We start from the raw sequence: 18,180 nt of genomic DNA, 5'->3' as shown, positions 1-18,180 counted from the left end.
CCACGGGGGACGCCGGGCGCTGTCGTACCGCCGTTCAGCGCCGCCGCATGTCCGCCACCCGGGCGGTCCGCTCGGCGCCCTGCCCCTGGTCGGACGCGGCGCCCAGCGCGACGGCCGTGCGCAGTCCGGGGGCCTGCCGTCGGGGGCCGGGCAGCGGGACGTCACGGCGCTGCCGTCCCGACGGCGGTCCGTCACCCCCCGCGCTGCCGTTTCCCCCCGGCGCCCCCGCGACGGCGATCTGCACGCCCTGGTCGGCGAGGGCCTGGAGCTCGGTCGCCGCGCGGTCGTCGTGCGCGGGCGGCTCATCGGTCACCAGCCGGGTGATCAGGTCCGTGGGCACCGTCTGGAACATGGTGTCCGTGCCGAGCTTGGTGTGGTCGGCGAGGACCACCACCTCGGCGGCGGCCTGCACCAGCGCCCGGTCGACGGACGCCGACAGCATGTTGGACGTGGACAGCCCGCGCTCGGCGGTCAGGCCGCTGCCCGAGAGGAAGGCCCGGGACACCCGCAGCCCTTGCAGGGACTGCTCGGCGCCGCTGCCGACGAGGGCGTAGTTGGAGCCGCGCAGCGTGCCGCCGGTCATCACGACCTCGACCCGGTTGGCGTGGGCGAGCGCCTGGGCGACCAGCAGGGAGTTGGTGACGACCGTCAGCCCGGGCACCCGGGCCAGCCGGCGGGCCAGCTCCTGCGTGGTGGTGCCCGCGCCGACCACGATGGCCTCGCCCTCCTCCACGAAGCTCGCGGCGAGGTCGGCGATGGCGGTCTTCTCGGCGGTGGCGAGATGCGACTTCTGCGGGAAGCCGGACTCGCGTGTGAAACCGCCCGGCAGCACCGCACCGCCGTGCCGGCGGTCGAGGAGTCCTTCTGCCTCCAGCGCGCGCACGTCCCGCCGTACGGTCACTTCGGAGGTCTGGACGACGCGGGCGAGCTCACGGAGCGACACGGCTCCGTTCGCTCGCACCATTTCGAGGATCAATTGGCGACGTTCTGCAGCGAACACGAAACTGACAGTAACGCCGACGACCGTCTGGTTTCAGCAGTTTGCGCTGAATAGCAGAAGTTGTTCGCACGGCCCTACGGCAGGTGGTATAGGGCCGGGTCAGGCCTCGCCGCCGGTCTTCCGCGTGTGCAGCTGCCGTGCCACCTCGGCGATCGAGCCCGACAGCGACGGGTACACGGTGAAGGCGTTCGCGATCTGTTCGACGGTCAGGTTGTTGTCGACCGCGATCGAGATGGGGTGGATGAGTTCCGAGGCGCGCGGCGCCACGACGACACCGCCGACCACGATGCCGGTGCCCGGCCGGCAGAAGATCTTGACGAAGCCGTCGCGGATGCCCTGCATCTTGGCGCGCGGGTTGCGCAGCAGCGGCAGCTTCACCACGCGCGCGTCGATCTTCCCGCTGTCCACGTCGGCCTGCGAGTACCCGACGGTGGCGATCTCGGGATCGGTGAAGACGTTGGACGAGACGGTCTTCAGGTTCAGCGGCGCGACGGCGTCCCCGAGGAAGTGGTACATGGCGATCCGCCCCTGCATGGCGGCCACCGAGGCCAGGGCGAAAACGCCCGTGACGTCACCGGCGGCGTACACGCCCGGTGCGGTGGTGCGGGACACCTTGTCGGTCCAGATGTGCCCCGAGTCGCGCAGCCGCACCCCGGCCTCCTCCAGGCCCATGCCCTCGGAGTTCGGGATGGCGCCGACGGCCATCAGACAGTGCGAACCGGTGATGACCCGGCCGTCGGCGAGGGTGACCTCGACCCGGTCCCCGACCCGCTTGGCGGACTGGGCGCGCGAGCGGGCCATGACGTTCATGCCGCGCCGCCGGAAGACGTCCTCCAGCACGGCCGCGGCGTCCGGGTCCTCGCCCGGCAGCACGCGGTCGCGCGAGGACACCAGCGTCACGCGGGAGCCCAGCGCCTGGTAGGCGCCGGCGAACTCGGCGCCGGTGACACCGGAACCGACCACGATGAGCTCCTCGGGGAGCTCGTCCAGGTCGTACACCTGGGTCCAGTTGAGGATCCGCTCACCGTCGGGCCGGGCGTCCGGCAGCTCACGGGGATGACCACCGGTCGCGATCAGGACGGCATCCGCGGTGAGCCTCTCCTCGGAGCCGTCCGCGGCGGTCACGACGACCTTGCGCGACCCGTCGAGCGCCTGCATCCCCTCGAGCCGCCCGCGCCCGCGCATGACGCGCGCACCGGCGCGCGTCACTGAGGCGGTGATGTCGTGCGACTGCGCCAGCGCGAGCCGCTTCACACGCCGGTTGACCTTGCCGAGGTCGACGCCGACCACCCGGGCGGCCTGCTCCAGCGGCGGGGTGTCGTCGGCGACGATGATCCCCAGCTCCTCGTAGGAGGAGTCGAAGGTGGTCATCACCTCGGCCGTGGCGATCAGGGTCTTGGACGGCACGCAGTCGGTCAGCACCGACGCACCGCCCAGGCCGTCGCAGTCGACGACGGTCACCTCCGCGCCGAGCTGCGCGGCGACCAGCGCCGCTTCGTATCCGCCGGGTCCGCCACCGATGATCACGATCCGAGTCACGTACTCCATTGTCCCGCACACTTCACCGTGCGACCGCCCGGGGGTGCATCCCCTGAGCCACGACCGTCGCGGCACCCCCTGCCGTACCCTTCCCCCATGTCGCTCTACGCCGCCTACGCCGGCAACCTCGACGCCCGGCTGATGTCACGCCGCGCCCCGCACTCGCCGCTGCGGGCCACCGGCTGGCTGAACGGCTGGCGGCTGACGTTCGGCGGCGAGCACATGGGCTGGGAAGGCGCACTCGCCACCCTCGTCGAGGACCCGATCTCCCAGGTCTTCGTCTCCCTCTACGACATCGCGCCCATGGACGAGGAGTCCCTGGACCGCTGGGAGGGCACCGGCCTGGACATCTACCGCCGGACCCGGGTCCGCGTGCACACCCTGGACGGCGAGGATCATGCCTGGACGTACGTCCTGAACTCCTACGAGGGCGGCCTGCCCTCGGCGCGCTACCTGGGCGAGATCGCCGACGCGGCGGAGTCCGCGGGGGCGCCCCACGACTACGTGATGGAGCTCCGCAAGCGCCCCTGCTGACGGAAACGACAAGACAACGATCGCCATCCCGTCACCTTCCACATCTACGCGCGTAGGCGAATTGCGGCTACCCTCGTCGACGTGAACGCTTCTCTTCTTCCGGACGACATCCAGGGCGACCCGTACGCCGCAGCCGACGCCGCCGCAGCCCGTCTGCGCGAACTCACAGGCGCCGAGACCCACGACGTCGCCCTCGTGATGGGCTCCGGGTGGGCCCCGGCCGCGGACGCGCTCGGCACTCCCGAGGCCGAGCACCCGGTCACCGAGCTGCCCGGCTTCCCGCCGCCGGCGGTCGAGGGCCACGGAGGCAAGATCCGCTCCTACCGCGTGGGCGCGAAGCGGGCGCTGGTCTTCCTGGGCCGCACCCACTACTACGAGGGCCGCGGGGTCGCCGCCGTCGCCCACGGCGTCCGCACGGCGGTCGCGGCGGGCGCGAAGACGATCGTGCTGACCAACGGCTGCGGCGGCCTGCGCGAGGGCATGCGCCCCGGGCAGCCGGTCCTGATCAGCGACCACATCAACCTGACGGCGACCTCGCCGATCGTCGGCGCGAACTTCGTGGACCTGACGGACCTGTACTCCCCGCGGCTGCGCGCGCTGTGCAAGGAGATCGACCCGTCCCTCGAGGAGGGCGTCTACGCCCAGTTCCCCGGCCCGCACTACGAGACGCCCGCGGAGATCCGTATGGCCCGCGTCATCGGCGCGGATCTCGTCGGCATGTCGACGGTCCTCGAGGCGATCGCCGCGCGGGAGGCCGGTGCGGAGGTGCTCGGCATCTCCCTGGTGACCAACCTTGCCGCCGGTATGACCGGCGAGCCGTTGAACCACGAGGAGGTCCTCCAGGCGGGCCGCGACTCCGCGACGCGGATGGGGTCCCTGCTGACCCAGGTGCTGGGGCGTTTGTAACCCCCTCCTCCACAGCGGGGCTGTGCACCTGGGGGCGCGGGTGCCTTCGGCGGGGGTGGGCTTCAGTGACACCCGGCGTGGGTGAGGGCCGGGGGGAGTTCGCGCAGCCCGGCGCTCACGGGGTGCCGCCGCGCCCACCCGTGCCGCCCCAGCGGCACGAATGCCCGCGGTTGGCGGCAGCTTGCGGCCGCGCGCCCGCGGATGGCGGGGGCGGCGCCCGCCACCGGGGTCGTGCAGGCGCCCGCGGCGGGGAGGGGACGGGGTGGGGTGGGCGCCCGCAGCGGCTGGCGCGTCCGCGCCGTTCACGTACCAGCACGCACTCTCGCGCCAGACCGAGGACGACCACCCCCACCGCGGCCCCGCACCACCACCCCACCCCGGGCGCTACCCCAACCCCCACCGGGCAGGACGATGCGCCGCAGGCACACGACCTCAACCCCCACCGGGCAGAACCCGCCCCGCCCGCATGCGAACCTGACAACACGACGACCGAGAGAGGCCGACCGACCGTGGAAGACGACGCGCTCATCGCACAGGCCCAGGCATGGCTCGCCGAGGACCCCGACCCGGACACCCGCGAGGAACTCGCCCGCCTCATCGACGACGGCAACCACGCCGAACTCGCCGCCCGCTTCGCCGGCACCCTCCAGTTCGGCACCGCCGGCCTCCGCGGCGAACTCGGCGCCGGCCCCCTCCGCATGAACCGCTCCGTGGTCATCCGCGCCGCCGCCGGCCTCGCCGCGTACCTCAAGAAGCAGGGCACCCCCCACGGGGACGACACGGCCGGCCTCGTCGTCATCGGCTACGACGCCCGCCACAAGTCGCGGACCTTCGCCGAGGACACCGCCGCCGTCATGACCGGTGCCGGCCTCCGCGCCGCCGTCCTCCCCCGCCCCCTCCCCACCCCCGTCCTCGCCTTCGCCATACGGCACCTCGGCGCGGTCGCCGGCGTGGAGGTCACCGCCAGCCACAACCCGCCCCGCGACAACGGCTACAAGGTGTACCTGGGCGACGGCTCCCAGATCGTCCCCCCGGCGGACGCGGAGATCGCCGCGGAGATCGACGCCGTGGCGTCCCTGACCACCGTCCCCCGCCCCACCACCGGCTGGGAGACCCTCGACGACACCGTCCTCGAGGCCTACCTCACCCGTACGGACGCCGTCCTCTCCGAGAACTCCCCCCGCACCGCCCGCACCGTCTACACCGCCATGCACGGCGTGGGCAAGGACGTCCTCCTCGCCGCCTTCGCCCGCGCGGGCTTCCCCGCCCCCGACCTCGTCACCGAGCAGGCCGACCCCGACCCGGACTTCCCGACCGTCGCGTTCCCCAACCCGGAGGAACCCGGCGCGATGGACCTCGCCTTCGCGAAGGCCCGCGAGACGGACCCCGACCTGGTCATCGCCAACGACCCGGACGCCGACCGCTGCGCCGCCGCGGTGAAGGACGGCGGCGACTGGCGCATGCTCCGGGGCGACGAGGTCGGCGCACTCCTCGCCGCCCACCTGGTCCGCCGCGGCGTGACCGGCACCTTCGCGGAGTCGATCGTCTCGTCGTCCCTCCTCGGCCGTATCGCCGGGAAGGCGGGCCTCCCCTACGAGGAGACCCTGACCGGCTTCAAGTGGATCGCCCGCGTCGACGGCCTGCGCTACGGCTACGAGGAGGCCCTCGGCTACTGCGTGGACCCGGACGGCGTCCGCGACAAGGACGGCATCACGGCCGCCCTCCTCCTCACGGAACTGGCGTCCGAGCTCAAGGCGGAGCACCGCACGCTCCTCGACCTGCTCGACGACCTCGCCGTGGAGCACGGCCTGCACGCCACGGACCAGCTCAGCGTCCGCGTGAAGGACCTCGGGCTGATCGCCGCCGCGATGCGCCGCCTGCGCGAGCAGCCGCCCACGGAGCTGGCGGGCCTGCGCATCACGAAGGCCGAGGACCTCACCGAGGGGACGGACAAGCTCCCGCCCACGGACGGCCTCCGCTACACGCTGGACGGCGCGCGCGTCGTGGTCCGCCCCAGCGGCACGGAACCGAAGCTGAAGTGCTACCTGGAGGTGGTGGTCCCGGTCGCCGGCACGGCAGACCTCCCCGAGGCCCGCGCCAAGGCGACGACCCTCCTGACCACCATCAAGCAGGACCTGTCCGAGGCCGCGGGCATCTGAGAAGACGGGGGCGGCCCAGGGCCGCCCCCGTCACAGCTCACCCGACCGAGCCCTCGGCCCAGCCCTCAGCCCAGCCCCCACAACACAGCCAGCAGCACGGCCCCCGCCACAGCGGGCGCGATGATCTCGTAGGCCCACCGCACGGTGACCTCCCCCTGCGCGCCCGGCTCCCCCTGCCGCCGCTCGTGCAGCTCACGCAGCTCGTCCATGGCCCGGTCCGTCTCGGCCCGGTGAGGCCCGCCCGCGGCCAGGGCGGCACCCGCCCCCAGATCGGCGGCGCCTACCACGCCCCCGGGAACCCCGGCGCCCCCACGCCCCCGGCCCTTCCCCGCCCCGCTCTGCCCGGCGCCGTCGGCCGCGCGGGCGGCCCGCGCCTCCTGCCGCGCCGCCTTGCTGCGCGCCCGTACGGAGACGGGCAGCGCCCACAGCTGGTATTTCGTGCCGGAGTCGTCGACGACCTCGTTGGAGAACCCGGACCGCAGCGAGGCGACCTGTCCCCACGGCAGCACGATCAGCCGCAGCGGGTTGCGGACGCGCAGCCGGTCGTCGTTGACGAAGAGGGCGGGCCGCAGGGTGTAGGCGAACACCAGCGGCGCGAGGAAGAGCATGGTGGCGAGGGCGAGCCACGGGGTGCGGCCCTCGCCGACGACGACCGCGTCGATGCCGAGCCAGGCGACGAGGGCGAGCACCAGCACGCCACCGACGACGCCTGCGGGCGAGCGGTAGACGCGGTCCTTGTACGGGGTCGTCGCGGTACCGGCGGGCTTCGTGGGCTCCGGCTCGCGCGACGGATCGGGGGTCGTCATGCCCCCGATTCTGCACGACCCCCGCCCGCGACCCGAAGGCCGCTCGGCCTGCTCCCTCCCCGCACCCCCCGCACCTCCGTCCCCCAGAACGGAACAGCCCCGGATCCGATCCGGGGCTGTACAGCCGCTACGCGCGTAGATATGCTCGTCTGGTGACCATGCCCACCACTGCACCCCACGCTCTGAGCGACGTCACCGCGTCCGACAGCACACTGCGCCGTTTCCTCCACGGGCTGCCCGGCGTCGACGCGGTCGGCCTGGAGGCGCGTGCCGCCTCCCTCGGCACCCGCTCGATCAAGACGACCGCGAAGGCGTACGCCATCGACCTCGCCATCTCGATGGTCGACCTGACGACGCTGGAAGGCGCGGACACCCCGGGCAAGGTCCGGGCGCTCGGCGCGAAGGCGGTCCGCCCCGACCCGACCGACCGCTCGACGCCCTCCACGGCCGCGGTCTGCGTCTACCCCGACATGGTGGCCACGGCGAAGGAGGCCGTCGCCGGCTCGACCGTCAAGGTCGCCTCCGTCGCCACCGCGTTCCCGGCCGGCCGCGCCCCGATCGCCGTCAAGCTGGCGGACGTCCGTGAGGCCGTCGCCGCCGGCGCGGACGAGATCGACATGGTCATCGACCGCGGCGCCTTCCTCGCGGGGAACTACAGCAAGGTGTACGACGAGATCACCGCCGTGAAGGAGGCCTGCGGGACGGACGCCCGCCTGAAGGTCATTTTCGAGACGGGCGAGCTGTCGACGTACGACAACATCCGCCGGGCGAGCTGGCTCGGCATGCTGGCCGGGGCGGACTTCATCAAGACCTCGACCGGCAAGGTCGCGGTGAACGCGACCCCGGCGAACACCCTCCTGATGCTGGAGGCGGTGCGCGACTTCCGCGCGCAGACCGGGATCCAGGTCGGTGTGAAGCCGGCCGGCGGCATCCGCACCAGCAAGGACGCGATCAAGTTCCTGGTCCTGGTCAACGAGACCGCGGGCGAGGACTGGCTGGACAACCACTGGTTCCGCTTCGGCGCCTCCTCGCTGCTGAACGACCTGCTGCTGCAGCGTCAGAAGCTGGCCACCGGCCGCTACTCCGGCCCCGACTACGTGACGGTGGACTGATCACCATGGCACCTGTTTTCGACTACGCCCCGGCGCCCGAGTCCCGCTCGGTCGTCGACATCGCCCCGTCCTACGGCCTCTTCATCGACGGCGAGTTCACCGAGGCGGCCGGCGGCAAGGTCTTCAAGACCGTCTCCCCCTCCACGGAGGAGGTCCTCTCCGAGGTCGCCGAGGCGTCCGAGGAGGACGTCGACCGCGCGGTCCGGGCGGCCCGCAAGGCCTTCGAGAAGTGGTCCGCGCTCCCCGGCTCCGAGCGCGCGAAGTACCTCTTCCGCATCGCCCGCGTCATCCAGGAGCGCAGCCGCGAGCTGGCCGTCCTGGAGACGCTGGACAACGGCAAGCCGATCCGGGAGACCCGCGACGCGGACCTCCCGCTGGTCGCCGCGCACTTCTTCTACTACGCGGGCTGGGCCGACAAGCTGGAGCACGCCGGTTACGGCGCGAACCCGCGCCCCCTCGGCGTGGCCGGCCAGGTCATCCCGTGGAACTTCCCCCTGCTCATGCTGGCGTGGAAGATCGCCCCTGCGCTCGCGACGGGCAACACGGTGGTGCTCAAGCCCGCCGAGACGACCCCGCTCTCCGCGCTCTTCTTCGCGGACATCTGCCGTCAGGCGGGTCTGCCGAAGGGCGTCGTCAACATCGTCACCGGTGACGGCCGCGCCGGAGCCGCGCTGGTCGCCCACCCGGACGTGAACAAGGTCGCCTTCACGGGTTCGACCGCCGTCGGCAAGGAGATCGCGCGGACGGTCGCGGGCACCCGCAAGAAGCTGACGCTGGAACTGGGCGGCAAGGGCGCCAACATCGTCTTCGACGACGCGCCGATCGACCAGGCCGTCGAGGGCATCGTCAACGGCATCTTCTTCAACCAGGGCCAGGTCTGCTGCGCGGGCTCCCGTCTGCTGGTCCAGGAGTCGATCCACGACGAGCTCCTTGACTCCCTGAAGCGCCGGCTGTCCACGCTCCGCCTCGGCGACCCGCTGGACAAGAACACCGACATCGGCGCGATCAACTCCGCGGAGCAGCTGGCGCGGATCACCTCGCTGGCCGAGCAGGGTGAGGCGGAGGGCGCCGAGCGCTGGTCCCCGGCCTGCGAACTCCCGGAGAACGGCTTCTGGTTCGCCCCGACGCTGTTCACGAACGTCACCCAGGCGCACACCATCGCCCGCGACGAGATCTTCGGCCCGGTCCTGTCCGTCCTCACGTTCCGCACGCCGGACGAGGCGGTCGCCAAGGCCAACAACACCCCGTACGGCCTCTCGGCGGGCATCTGGACCGAGAAGGGCTCGCGGATCCTGGCGGTGGCGAACAAGCTCCGCGCGGGTGTGATCTGGTCCAACACGTTCAACAAGTTCGACCCGACCTCGCCGTTCGGCGGTTACAAGGAGTCGGGCTTCGGCCGCGAGGGCGGCCGCCACGGCCTGGAGGCGTACCTCGATGTCTGACGCACGACTTTCCGTACTGAAGACCTACAAGCTGTACGTCGGCGGGAAGTTCCCGCGTTCCGAGAGCGGCCGGGTGTACGAGGTGACGGACTCGAAGCAGAACTGGCTGGCCAACGCCCCCCTCTCCTCCCGCAAGGACGCCCGTGACGCGGTGGTCGCCGCGCGGAAGGCGTTCGGCGGCTGGTCGGGCGCGACGGCGTACAACCGGGGCCAGATCCTCTACCGCGTCGCGGAGATGCTGGAGGGCCGCAGGGACCAGTACGTCCGCGAGGTGGCGGTCGCCGAGGGCCTGTCGAAGTCGAAGGCCGCCGAACAGGTGGACGCGGCGATCGACCGCTGGGTCTGGTACGCCGGGTGGACCGACAAGATCGCCCAGGTGGTGGGCGGCGGCAACCCGGTCGCGGGCCCGTTCTTCAACCTGTCCTCGCCGGAGCCGACCGGCGTGGTCGCCGTGCTCGCTCCGCAGGAGTCGTCGTTCCTGGGCCTGGTCTCGGTCGTGGCCCCGGTGATCGCGACCGGCAACACGGCGGTCGTGATCGCGTCCGAGAAGGCGCCGCTGCCCGCCCTGTCCCTCGGCGAGGTCCTGGCCACCTCCGACCTCCCCGGCGGCGTGGTCAACATCCTCTCCGGCCGCACGGCGGAGATCGCCGCCCCGCTCGCCGCGCACCAGGACGTCAACGCGATCGACCTGGCGGGCGCCGAAGAGGCGCTGGCGAAGGAGCTGGAGATCGCGGCCGCGGACAACCTGAAGCGCGTTCTCCGTCCACAGCCTGTGGACGACTGGGCGGCAGCGCCCGGCACGGACCGTATGACGGCCTTCCTGGAGACCAAGACGGTCTGGCACCCGACGGGTTCGCTGGGCGCGTCGGGCTCCGCCTACTGACCGGCCACCCCGCGCTGACGGTCCTCCAGCCCCCTCGGAGACGGCCGCGGCTCATCTGCGTCCGGATGAGCCGCGGCCGTCTTCGAGCACCCGGGTCGGAGAAGCGGCGCCCGCGCGGTGTACCCGCTCCCCAGCCTCCTCGTCACCCCGAGGCCAGCTGCTCCGCTATCTCACTGATCCAGCCCGCGGTCTTCGCCGGGTCGTCGAGACTCTGCGCCCACGCCTCAGGATCCAGCTTGTGGTCGCCGGGGCCCGCTTTGAGAGCGATGAGGAGGGCCCTCGCGGATTCCCTCATCTCGAGCGTCGTGTCTGCGCTGCCGGGGATGCCGGGGCCCGCCGCCAGAGCGTAGATCTCGCGCGCCATGGCCTGGCGTTCGCCCTTCGACACCTTCTTCCAGAACGTCAGGGCGTGCTTCAGCGAGTCACCGCGGGAAGCGGCCTTCTCCGGGGCCTCGCCCTCCGGCGCCCAGCGCTCGGGGTGGCGTTTCTCCTCGTAGCGCTTCGTGGCCGCGCGGAGCGCCTTGTACAGGGTGACGCCGAGAACGAGGCCGGCGCCGGCCCCGGCGAGGCCCCACCCCACCGGGTTGCTCGCCAGCCCGGCTGTTCCCGCCGCGACCGCCGTCACGACGCCGGCCGCGGCCTTGGTGGATTCGCCCAGCACGCCGCCGACCGTCTCCTTGCCGATCTTGGTGAGCTGCTTCTTCTTCGCGTACTCCTGCGCCCGGGCCAGCCTCTCCGCCTCCCGCTCCCTCTTCCGCTCCGCGTGCTGGATGCTCTCGGCGGCGTCACGGACTTCCCCCATCGCCTCCCAGGCGGCGTCGATGGCCTCGGCGACGAGCTCCAGCCGTTCCTCGCCCTCGTGCTTCCAGTAGGCGTCCAGCGCGACGTACGCCTCGGCCGCGGCCCATTCGGCGTGTTCCCGCGACTCGTTCAGCCGGGCCAAGGACGCCACCTCGACGAGGCGGGGGTCTCCGAGCTCCTTCACCCTCTGGTACTTGCGGGCCGCTCCCCCGACGCGGAAGGCCGCCCTGATGCCCTTGACCGCGCCGACGGAAGCGCTGGCGACACCGCTCGCCTCGGACGCCACCGCGGCGTCCGCCGCCTTCTGGACCTTGGTCGCCTCTTTGGCGATGGCGGCGCTGTAGCTTCCCGAACCGGCGGCGCCGATGACCGCGTCGGTCCCCTTGGTCGTGGCCTTCTTCCGCGCGGTGTGGTGCTTGGCCCCGGTCTTGTGCGTCGTGGCGGCCTTCATGTTCTTGTACGCGTCCATGCCGCTGACCACGGCGCCGGCGGCCTCCGTGAGGAGGTTCGCCGACGCGGCGGAGGTCCCCGAGGCGGCGGCGGAGTGCTTGAGGCCCTCGTCGGCCGTGGCGGCGGCCTGCTGGGCAAGGCCCGCGTTGGCGGGGGTCTGGGCTCCCTTGACGAAGGTGTCGACGGGCTCGAGATTCTTCTTGAACCTGTCCAGGAGGGCGGCGATCCGGTCGCGGTAGTTCTTCTTCGCCCCGGCGGACGCGCCACCGTTCTCCGGCTCCTTCCCCTTGTCCGCGTTCCTGGCACGCTGCACCGCCGCTGCCGTGGCCCGGTTGCCGGCGCTGGACTGCAGCTGGAGGAGGGCGTGCCCCACCGGGTCTCGGGGCGGGCTCCCGGCCCGGTTCCCTTCCTGACGCTGCCGGACCGAGGTCAGGAGGGCCGTGGACTGCCGTGGCGAGGTGCGGTGGGCCGGGGTGCTCATGGACATGCCTCTCCTGCGGCGGCGCGGGGCGGGGCAAAGGTAGCCAGGCGGGGCCAACGGAAGGGGTACCGCGAGAGAACTCCTGGGGGATGCTCAGCCCTTCAGCACGTCCGTCGCCCGCCCCGCCACCGGGATGCCGCCGACCGACTCCGCCTGGGCGACCGGACCGGTCACCTCGCGGGAGTCCAGCCCGCGGAAGTCGGCGACCTGCGTGGCGACTCCGTTGTCGAGCGGGTCGACCCCGGTGCCCGCGAGCGGGTTGGGCTTGAGGTCCGCGACCGTTCCGACGACCTGGCCGGCGTCGTCGGGCAGCACCTGCGCCTGCGCGGCGGACGCGGCCGCCCCGACGCCGAGCGCCGCTCCCGCCGTCGCGAGTACGGCCATGGAGCGCCGGACGACGGGCGTCCTGGGTGCCTTGTGTCGGGCCATCGCTGTGCCACCTCTTGGCTTCGCAGTGTCAACGTTCGGACGCGCAGCGTAGTGGAGATGTGACGCGCGCTTCAAAGTCGGACCGCCGGGTCGTACGCCACCCGCGCGATGCCTCACACTGGTGTCCCGTGAGTTCCCAGTCGCCCATATCCGCGCGAGTCGTGCTGCTCTGCGGCCCCTCCGGCTCCGGCAAGTCCCTCGTCTCGGCCCGCTCCGGTCTCCCGGTGCTGCGCCTGGACGACTTCTACAAGGAGGGCGACGACCCGACGCTGCCGCTGGTGGCGGGCACCTCCGACATCGACTGGGACGACCCCGCCTCGTGGGACGCGGACTCCGCGGTCGCCGCGATCGAGCGGCTGTGCAGGACGCGCACGGCGCAGGTCCCGGTGTACGACATCTCGCTGAGCGCCCGTACCGGCGAGACGACCGTGGACATCGGCGGGACGCCGCTGTTCATCGCCGAGGGCATCTTCGCCGCGGAGATCGTGGACCGCTGCCGCGAACTGGGGCTGCTGGCCGACGCGCTGTGTCTGAGCCGCGGTCCGGTGCGGACGTTCCGGCGCCGGTTCCTGCGGGACCTCAAGGAGGGCCGCAAGTCGGTGCCGTTCCTGCTGCGGCGCGGCTGGCGGCTGATGCGTCTCGAGCGGTCGATCATCGCCCGTCAGACGGGCCTGGGCGCGTACCCCTGCGACCGCGAGGAGGCGCTGACCCGCCTGGCCGCGGCGGCGGTCGCCGGGCGCCCCGCGCCGACGAGCACGCCGTGACGGCACGAAAAAGCGGGACCGCGTGACGGGCCCCCCGGCCCCGCGCAGTCCCGCTGTTTCCGCACCCCCCGTGGTGCTCCCCCTCCTTGTTCCCCCGTGCTCCCCCTGTGTTCCCCCGGATCCCCCGATCCCCGTTCACCGCGCGGACGTCCCCCGACGTCCTGGCGGTTCCCCCGTGTCCCCCGGACCCTCAGGCGACGAGCTCCCCGAAGGCGTTCTCCTCGTCACGGCCGAAGCTGAGGACCTCGTCCTCGCGCAGCCGGCGGAGCGACCGCCAGATGCTGGACTTCACCGTGCCGACACTGATGTCGAGGATGTCCGCGATCTCCGGGTCCGTGCGGCCCTCGTAGTAGCGCAGGACCAGCATGGTGCGCTGGAGTTCGGGCAGCCGGGCCAGCGCCTGCCACAGGACCGCGCGCAGCTCGGTGCCGCGCATCGCGTCCGTGTCGCCGGCCGTCTCCGGCAGCTCCTCGGTCGGGTACTCGTTCAGCTTGCGGCGGCGCCACGCGCTGATGTGCAGGTTGGTCATGGTGCGGCGGAGGTATCCGCCGACCGCCGCCTTGTCGCTGATCCGGTCCCACGCCCGGTAGGTCGAGAACAGCGCGCTCTGCAGCAGGTCCTCGGCCTCGAAGCGGTCGCCGGTCAGGTGGTAGGCGGTGGCGTACAGGGAGGCGCGGCGCTCCTGGACGTAGGCGGTGAACTCCGCCTCGCTCACCGAGCGGCGCTCCCCCGGTTCCTCCCTGTACGCGCTTCCCCCGTCGGTGTCCCCCGTGGACGTGTCAACCACCGTCATGATCGCGGTGTGCTGACGCCCGGCGCCGCGAGCGCACCCCCGCATGCCCGCGGCGCCGGACTTCTCGGAACCCCGGTGCACGTCGTGCAGACGCGTGACCACTGCGCTGGTGCTGGTGCCGTGCAGCGTGTTCATCTCGCGCCCCCCGTCGTGGACTTCCGGTGTTCTCGCCTGCGGTTGTGCTGTGCCGAAAAGCTTGCCGCGCCACTTTCATGGCCGTGTCCGCCGACTGTCACAGACGTGTCACAGGGGCCGGTCGCGTGACGGCACACTTCCTTCACGGCCCGGGGGGCGCGAAGCGGCACGTATCCGGGCCCAAGGGGCACCCGCCGCGCACGGGTCGTACAGGGAGCCGTCCATGGGCCAGAATGAGCGCGTGCCTTCCCTGTTGCTGATCGAGGACGACGACGCCATCCGCACGGCCCTGGAGCTCTCACTGACGCGCCAGGGTCACCGCGTGGCGACCGCTGCCAGCGGTGAGGACGGTCTGAAGCTGCTGCGCGAGCAGCGGCCGGACCTGATCGTGCTGGATGTGATGCTGCCCGGCATCGACGGCTTCGAGGTGTGCCGTCGCATCCGGCGCACGGACCAGCTGCCGATCATCCTGCTCACCGCGCGCAGCGACGACATCGACGTCGTGGTCGGCTTGGAGTCCGGCGCCGACGACTACGTGGTCAAGCCCGTGCAGGGCCGGGTGCTGGACGCCCGGATCCGGGCGGTGCTGCGGCGCGGGGAACGCGAGTCCAGCGACTCGGCGACCTTCGGCGGCCTGGTCATCGACCGCGCGGCGATGACGGTGACGAAGAACGGCGAGGACCTCCAGCTCACGCCGACGGAGCTGCGGCTGCTGCTGGAGCTGAGCCGGCGGCCCGGACAGGCGCTGTCCCGCCAGCAGTTGCTGCGGCTGGTGTGGGAGCACGACTACCTGGGCGACTCGCGGCTGGTGGACGCGTGCGTCCAGCGGCTGCGCGCCAAGGTCGAGGACGTGCCGTCGTCCCCGACGCTGATCCGTACCGTCCGCGGTGTCGGCTACCGGCTGGATCCGCCTCAGTGACACAGGAGCACCGAGGGGGAGGCCGCGGCTGGTCCGCGGCGCGCAAGGGAGTCTGGTCGCGGCTGCGCCTCACGAGCCTGCGCCTGCGGCTGGTCGTCGTGTTCGGCCTGGTCGCGCTGACGGCCGCCGTGTCCGCGTCGGGGATCGCGTACTGGCTGAACCGGGAGTCGGTGCTGACGCGCACGCAGGACGCGGTGCTGCGCGACTTCGAGAAGGAGATGCAGAACCACGCGGGCGCGCTGCCCGAGCACCCCACGCAGGACGAACTGCAGCGCACAGCCGGGCAGATGGCCAACAGCAGCCAGCGCTTCACCGTGCTGCTCGTCGCCGAGAACCCCGAGGGCCAGACGGTGTACGGCAGTTCGGGCGGGCTGAACGGCTTCTCGCTGGGGGACGTGCCGGAGTCGCTGCGCGAGGCGGTGACCGAGCGGCAGAAGATCACGGCCGGCAACAAGTACCCGCACCATCTGTACTGGCAGCGGATCGTCGAGGACGACACCCCGTACTTGGTGGCGGGGACCAAGCTGATCGGCGGCGGGGCCACCGGCTACATGCTGAAGTCGCTGGAGCCGGAGGCGAAGGACCTGGGCTCGCTGGCCTGGTCGCTGGGGATCGCCACCGGGCTGGCGCTGATAGGTTCCGCCCTCCTCGCGCACGCCGCCGCGACGACCGTGCTGAAGCCGGTGCAGCGGCTGGGGACCGCCGCGCGGCGGCTCGGGGAGGGGAAGCTGGACACCCGGCTGAGGGTGTCGGGCACCGACGAACTGGCCGACCTGTCACGGACGTTCAACAAGGCCGCCGAGGCGCTGGAGAAGCGTGTGGCGGACATGGCGGCGCGGGACGAGGCGTCCCGCAGGTTCGTCGCGGACATGAGCCACGAGCTGCGCACCCCGCTGACCGCGATCACCGCCGTGACCGAGGTCCTGGAGGAGGAGCTGGAGTTCGAGGGCGGCGGCATCGACCCGATGATCCAGCCCGCGGTGCGGCTGGTGGTGAGCGAGACCCGGCGGCTGAACGACCTGGTGGAGAACCTGATGGAGGTCACCCGCTTCGACGCGGGCACCGCCCGGCTGGTCCTCGACGACGTGGACGTCGCCGACCAGATCACCGCCTGCATCGACGCGCGGGCCTGGCTGGACGCGGTGGAGCTGGACGCCGCGCGCGGCATCCACGCCCGGATCGACCCGCGCCGGCTGGACGTCATCCTCGCCAACCTCATCGGCAACGCCCTCAAGCACGGCGGTTCGCCGGTGCGGGTGTCGGTGCGGGAGGAACCCGGAGAGGGGACGGAGGGCGTGGGGGCCGTGGGAGCCGTGGAGGGCGCGGAGGTCGCGGAGGGGGCCGAGGCGGCGGACCCGTCGGGCGGCACGGTCGTGATCCAGGTGCGGGACCATGGTCCGGGCATCCCGGAGGAGGTCCTGCCGCACGTCTTCGACCGCTTCTACAAGGCCAGCGCCTCCCGGCCGCGCTCGGAGGGCAGCGGTCTGGGCCTGTCCATCGCGCTGGAGAACGCACACATCCACGGCGGCGAGATCACCGCGGCCAACTCGCCCGAGGGAGGGGCGGTGTTCACCCTGCGGCTGCCGCGCGACGTGTCCGCCGCGGAGTCCGGGGAGAAGGCCGGCGACGCCGGGACCAAGGGCGCCGGGGGGGACACCTGATGAACGGGCGGCACGGACGACACGGACGACGCCGGGCGGCACTGCCGGCCCTCGTGGGGGTCGCGGCGCTGGGCGCGCTGCTGTCCGGGTGCGGGATCCGGGCGACCGAGGTGCCGACCGACTACGGTCCGGCGCCCTCCCGGGTGCGCTGCTCGCTGGGCGAGCCCGAGGGGGCCGGGCAGGGTGAGCGCGGTCTGCCGGTGCAGGTGTTCCTGCTGTGCGGGTCGTCGCTGGTGGCCGTGGACCGGGCGGTGCGGGTGGCGGACGGGGCCACGGACGCGCGCCGGGTGCTGGTCGCGCAGGGCCTGATGGACGAGCTGACGCGGGAGCCGACGACGTCCGAGCGGGAGGCCGGCTACACCACGCGGGTACGGCCCGGGACGACCGTGACCGGGCCGCGGGCCGGTGATCCGGAGGACACGCTGCGGCTGAGCACGCCGCCCGTCGAGCTGTCGGCCACGGCGCTCGCGCAGATCGTGTGCACCTTCTCCGACTCGGCGGCCGCCGAGGGCGACGGCTCGGTGATCCTGGGCGGCCCGGACGACGCGACGCCGCGGCGCTACCGGTGCACGGACGACGTACGGGCCCGCCCGGCGGCCGGGAAGCCGCCCTCCACCGAGGCCACCGGAAGCTGACCCGGCGGGCGCGCGGGAGCGGCGCCGGGGTGTGGTGCATGCCTCAGCGGTTGAACGGGTGACATCCCGGAACCGGCCGAGGCGCACGCCGCGTCTTGGGGGTCGTGCAGCGTCAAGGCTTCATCGGCGGCACCGCCGCGTCCCGTATCCGTGTGACCGGGGGTTTACTCCTGGCCGCGCATCTCGCGTTCGTCGCCTGGTACACGCTGCGCCCCCTGGACGTCCCGTGGGTGATGCCCGCCAATCTGCGGCCGCTGGACGGGATCCGCGCCGACTTCGCGCTGGGCTGGGCGACGGGGCTGCGCCGGACCGGGGAGTCGATGGCGCTGCTCGCGCCGCTGGGCGTGCTGCTGCCGATGGCGGGGGGCCGGCCGGCCGTGTCCCGGCTGGGCTCGCTGATCCGCACCATGGCCGCGACCGCCCTGGTGTCGCTGGCCGTGGAGTTGCTGCAGACCGCGGTGCCGGGCCAGGTGGTGGACGTCGACTCGCTGCTGCTGAACACGGCGGGCGCCGCGCTCGTCCATGCCGCCGTGGTGCCCGCGGGACGCGCCTGGCTGCGCCGTCGGACGCTCCTGCGGGCGGCGGACGGGGCCGTTCTGAGGGAGGAGGCCCCTCCGGGGCGGACCCCGACGATTCCCAGGGTCGGGATCGCCCCATGGAGCGATGCTTTGCCCCCTTCGTCTCCGTAACGTGGAGGTACGGAGGCAGCCGGACGGGATGCCTCGCACCGT

Annotated in this window: 17 protein-coding genes; 11 read left to right on the top strand and 6 right to left on the bottom strand. The window is 72.6% G+C overall.

Translation table 11 applies throughout. From position 1 onward, the window contains the following. Window positions 1-34: 34 nt before the first annotated feature. Window positions 35-1,000, bottom strand: a complete 966-nt coding sequence (locus ACP7TJ_RS20870; RefSeq protein WP_093766752.1) for a DeoR/GlpR family DNA-binding transcription regulator — start codon at window positions 998-1,000, stop codon at window positions 35-37. Window positions 1,001-1,099: 99 nt separating this feature from the next. Further along, complete coding sequence (locus ACP7TJ_RS20865; protein ID WP_167740979.1) at window positions 1,100-2,548, bottom strand: NAD(P)H-quinone dehydrogenase; 1,449 nt, start codon at window positions 2,546-2,548, stop codon at window positions 1,100-1,102. A gap of 87 nt (window positions 2,549-2,635) precedes the next feature. Here ACP7TJ_RS20865 and ACP7TJ_RS20860 point away from each other — a divergent pair, with 87 nt between their 5' ends. From ACP7TJ_RS20860 to ACP7TJ_RS20850, 3 genes are all read left to right on the top strand, one after another. Beyond that, entirely contained in the window at window positions 2,636-3,073 is a 438-nt protein-coding gene (locus tag ACP7TJ_RS20860; RefSeq protein WP_427764526.1) for a gamma-glutamylcyclotransferase, read from the top strand. A gap of 81 nt (window positions 3,074-3,154) precedes the next feature. Then, complete coding sequence (locus ACP7TJ_RS20855) at window positions 3,155-3,979, top strand: purine-nucleoside phosphorylase (protein ID WP_167740980.1); 825 nt, start codon at window positions 3,155-3,157, stop codon at window positions 3,977-3,979. A 509-nt stretch (window positions 3,980-4,488) separates the two neighbouring features. Further along, a complete protein-coding gene (locus ACP7TJ_RS20850) occupies window positions 4,489-6,138 on the top strand; it encodes a phospho-sugar mutase (protein WP_266400270.1) in 1,650 nt (549 codons plus the stop codon). A 65-nt stretch (window positions 6,139-6,203) separates the two neighbouring features. On the opposite strand, the gene ACP7TJ_RS20845 is transcribed toward ACP7TJ_RS20850, so the two are convergent. Next, window positions 6,204-6,944, bottom strand: coding sequence for a PH domain-containing protein (locus tag ACP7TJ_RS20845; protein ID WP_193459659.1), 741 nt, complete (start codon window positions 6,942-6,944; stop codon window positions 6,204-6,206). Between the two features lie 158 nt (window positions 6,945-7,102). Here ACP7TJ_RS20845 and deoC point away from each other — a divergent pair, with 158 nt between their 5' ends. The 3 genes from deoC to ACP7TJ_RS20830 are packed head-to-tail and all read left to right on the top strand — an operon-like array spanning window position 7,103 to window position 10,381. Further along, the gene (gene deoC / locus ACP7TJ_RS20840) at window positions 7,103-8,056 is read left to right on the top strand and encodes a deoxyribose-phosphate aldolase (protein ID WP_093769418.1); all 954 of its coding nucleotides are present in this window, start codon (window positions 7,103-7,105) and stop codon (window positions 8,054-8,056) included. Between the two features lie 5 nt (window positions 8,057-8,061). Continuing rightward, window positions 8,062-9,498, top strand: a complete 1,437-nt coding sequence (locus tag ACP7TJ_RS20835) for an aldehyde dehydrogenase family protein (protein ID WP_093769417.1) — start codon at window positions 8,062-8,064, stop codon at window positions 9,496-9,498. Continuing rightward, entirely contained in the window at window positions 9,491-10,381 is an 891-nt protein-coding gene (locus ACP7TJ_RS20830) for an aldehyde dehydrogenase family protein (protein WP_427764520.1), read from the top strand. The genes ACP7TJ_RS20835 and ACP7TJ_RS20830 overlap by 8 nt, the downstream gene beginning before the upstream one ends. 142 nt (window positions 10,382-10,523) lie before the next feature. Here ACP7TJ_RS20830 and ACP7TJ_RS20825 read toward each other — a convergent pair whose 3' ends face one another. Further along, window positions 10,524-12,113: a hypothetical protein gene (locus ACP7TJ_RS20825; RefSeq protein ID WP_427764517.1), complete on the bottom strand. Its 1,590-nt coding sequence runs from the start codon at window positions 12,111-12,113 to the stop codon at window positions 10,524-10,526. A gap of 93 nt (window positions 12,114-12,206) precedes the next feature. Further along, window positions 12,207-12,542: a hypothetical protein gene (locus ACP7TJ_RS20820; RefSeq protein WP_176710951.1), complete on the bottom strand. Its 336-nt coding sequence runs from the start codon at window positions 12,540-12,542 to the stop codon at window positions 12,207-12,209. Between the two features lie 59 nt (window positions 12,543-12,601). Between ACP7TJ_RS20820 and ACP7TJ_RS20815 the strand changes: the two genes are divergently transcribed. Further along, window positions 12,602-13,306, top strand: a complete 705-nt coding sequence (locus tag ACP7TJ_RS20815; RefSeq protein ID WP_167740987.1) for a uridine kinase family protein — start codon at window positions 12,602-12,604, stop codon at window positions 13,304-13,306. Window positions 13,307-13,496: 190 nt separating this feature from the next. Here the strand turns inward: ACP7TJ_RS20815 and ACP7TJ_RS20810 are convergent, their stop codons facing one another. Next, window positions 13,497-14,234, bottom strand: a complete 738-nt coding sequence (locus tag ACP7TJ_RS20810; protein ID WP_228917543.1) for a SigE family RNA polymerase sigma factor — start codon at window positions 14,232-14,234, stop codon at window positions 13,497-13,499. 241 nt (window positions 14,235-14,475) lie between these two features. On the opposite strand from ACP7TJ_RS20810, the gene afsQ1 reads away from it, so the two are divergent. The 4 genes from afsQ1 to ACP7TJ_RS20790 all read left to right on the top strand — a co-directional run bounded on the left by afsQ1 (window position 14,476) and on the right by ACP7TJ_RS20790 (window position 18,138). Continuing rightward, window positions 14,476-15,153: a two-component system response regulator AfsQ1 gene (gene afsQ1 / locus ACP7TJ_RS20805; protein WP_176710952.1), complete on the top strand. Its 678-nt coding sequence runs from the start codon at window positions 14,476-14,478 to the stop codon at window positions 15,151-15,153. Next, window positions 15,150-16,814 carry an ATP-binding protein gene (locus tag ACP7TJ_RS20800; protein ID WP_427764512.1) on the top strand — a complete coding sequence of 555 codons (1,665 nt, stop codon included), beginning with the start codon at window positions 15,150-15,152 and terminating at the stop codon, window positions 16,812-16,814. The genes afsQ1 and ACP7TJ_RS20800 overlap by 4 nt, the downstream gene beginning before the upstream one ends. Further along, complete coding sequence (locus tag ACP7TJ_RS20795; RefSeq protein ID WP_093769411.1) at window positions 16,814-17,449, top strand: hypothetical protein; 636 nt, start codon at window positions 16,814-16,816, stop codon at window positions 17,447-17,449. The genes ACP7TJ_RS20800 and ACP7TJ_RS20795 overlap by 1 nt, the downstream gene beginning before the upstream one ends. A gap of 104 nt (window positions 17,450-17,553) precedes the next feature. Continuing rightward, window positions 17,554-18,138, top strand: coding sequence for a VanZ family protein (locus ACP7TJ_RS20790; protein ID WP_228917540.1), 585 nt, complete (start codon window positions 17,554-17,556; stop codon window positions 18,136-18,138). Window positions 18,139-18,180: the final 42 nt, after the last annotated feature.

This window comes from Streptomyces sp. DSM 41931 (assembly GCF_050271085.1).
Classification (GTDB): Bacteria; Actinomycetota; Actinomycetes; order Streptomycetales; family Streptomycetaceae; genus Streptomyces; species Streptomyces albogriseolus.
This window is presented reverse-complemented; position numbering and strand designations above follow the sequence as displayed.

What these genes read in the sequence shown, in the direction of transcription:
- ACP7TJ_RS20865 (WP_167740979.1), bottom strand. Translation starts at nt 2,548, where the DNA reads ATGGAGTACGTGACTCGGATCGTGATCATCGGTGGCGGACCCGGCGGA.
- ACP7TJ_RS20860 (WP_427764526.1), top strand. Translation starts at nt 2,636, where the DNA reads ATGTCGCTCTACGCCGCCTACGCCGGCAACCTCGACGCCCGGCTGATG.
- ACP7TJ_RS20845 (WP_193459659.1), bottom strand. Translation starts at nt 6,944, where the DNA reads ATGACGACCCCCGATCCGTCGCGCGAGCCGGAGCCCACGAAGCCCGCC.
- deoC (WP_093769418.1), top strand. Translation starts at nt 7,103, where the DNA reads ATGCCCACCACTGCACCCCACGCTCTGAGCGACGTCACCGCGTCCGAC.
- ACP7TJ_RS20835 (WP_093769417.1), top strand. Translation starts at nt 8,062, where the DNA reads ATGGCACCTGTTTTCGACTACGCCCCGGCGCCCGAGTCCCGCTCGGTC.
- ACP7TJ_RS20830 (WP_427764520.1), top strand. Translation starts at nt 9,491, where the DNA reads ATGTCTGACGCACGACTTTCCGTACTGAAGACCTACAAGCTGTACGTC.
- ACP7TJ_RS20825 (WP_427764517.1), bottom strand. Translation starts at nt 12,113, where the DNA reads ATGAGCACCCCGGCCCACCGCACCTCGCCACGGCAGTCCACGGCCCTC.
- ACP7TJ_RS20820 (WP_176710951.1), bottom strand. Translation starts at nt 12,542, where the DNA reads ATGGCCCGACACAAGGCACCCAGGACGCCCGTCGTCCGGCGCTCCATG.
- ACP7TJ_RS20810 (WP_228917543.1), bottom strand. Translation starts at nt 14,234, where the DNA reads ATGAACACGCTGCACGGCACCAGCACCAGCGCAGTGGTCACGCGTCTG.
- ACP7TJ_RS20795 (WP_093769411.1), top strand. Translation starts at nt 16,814, where the DNA reads ATGAACGGGCGGCACGGACGACACGGACGACGCCGGGCGGCACTGCCG.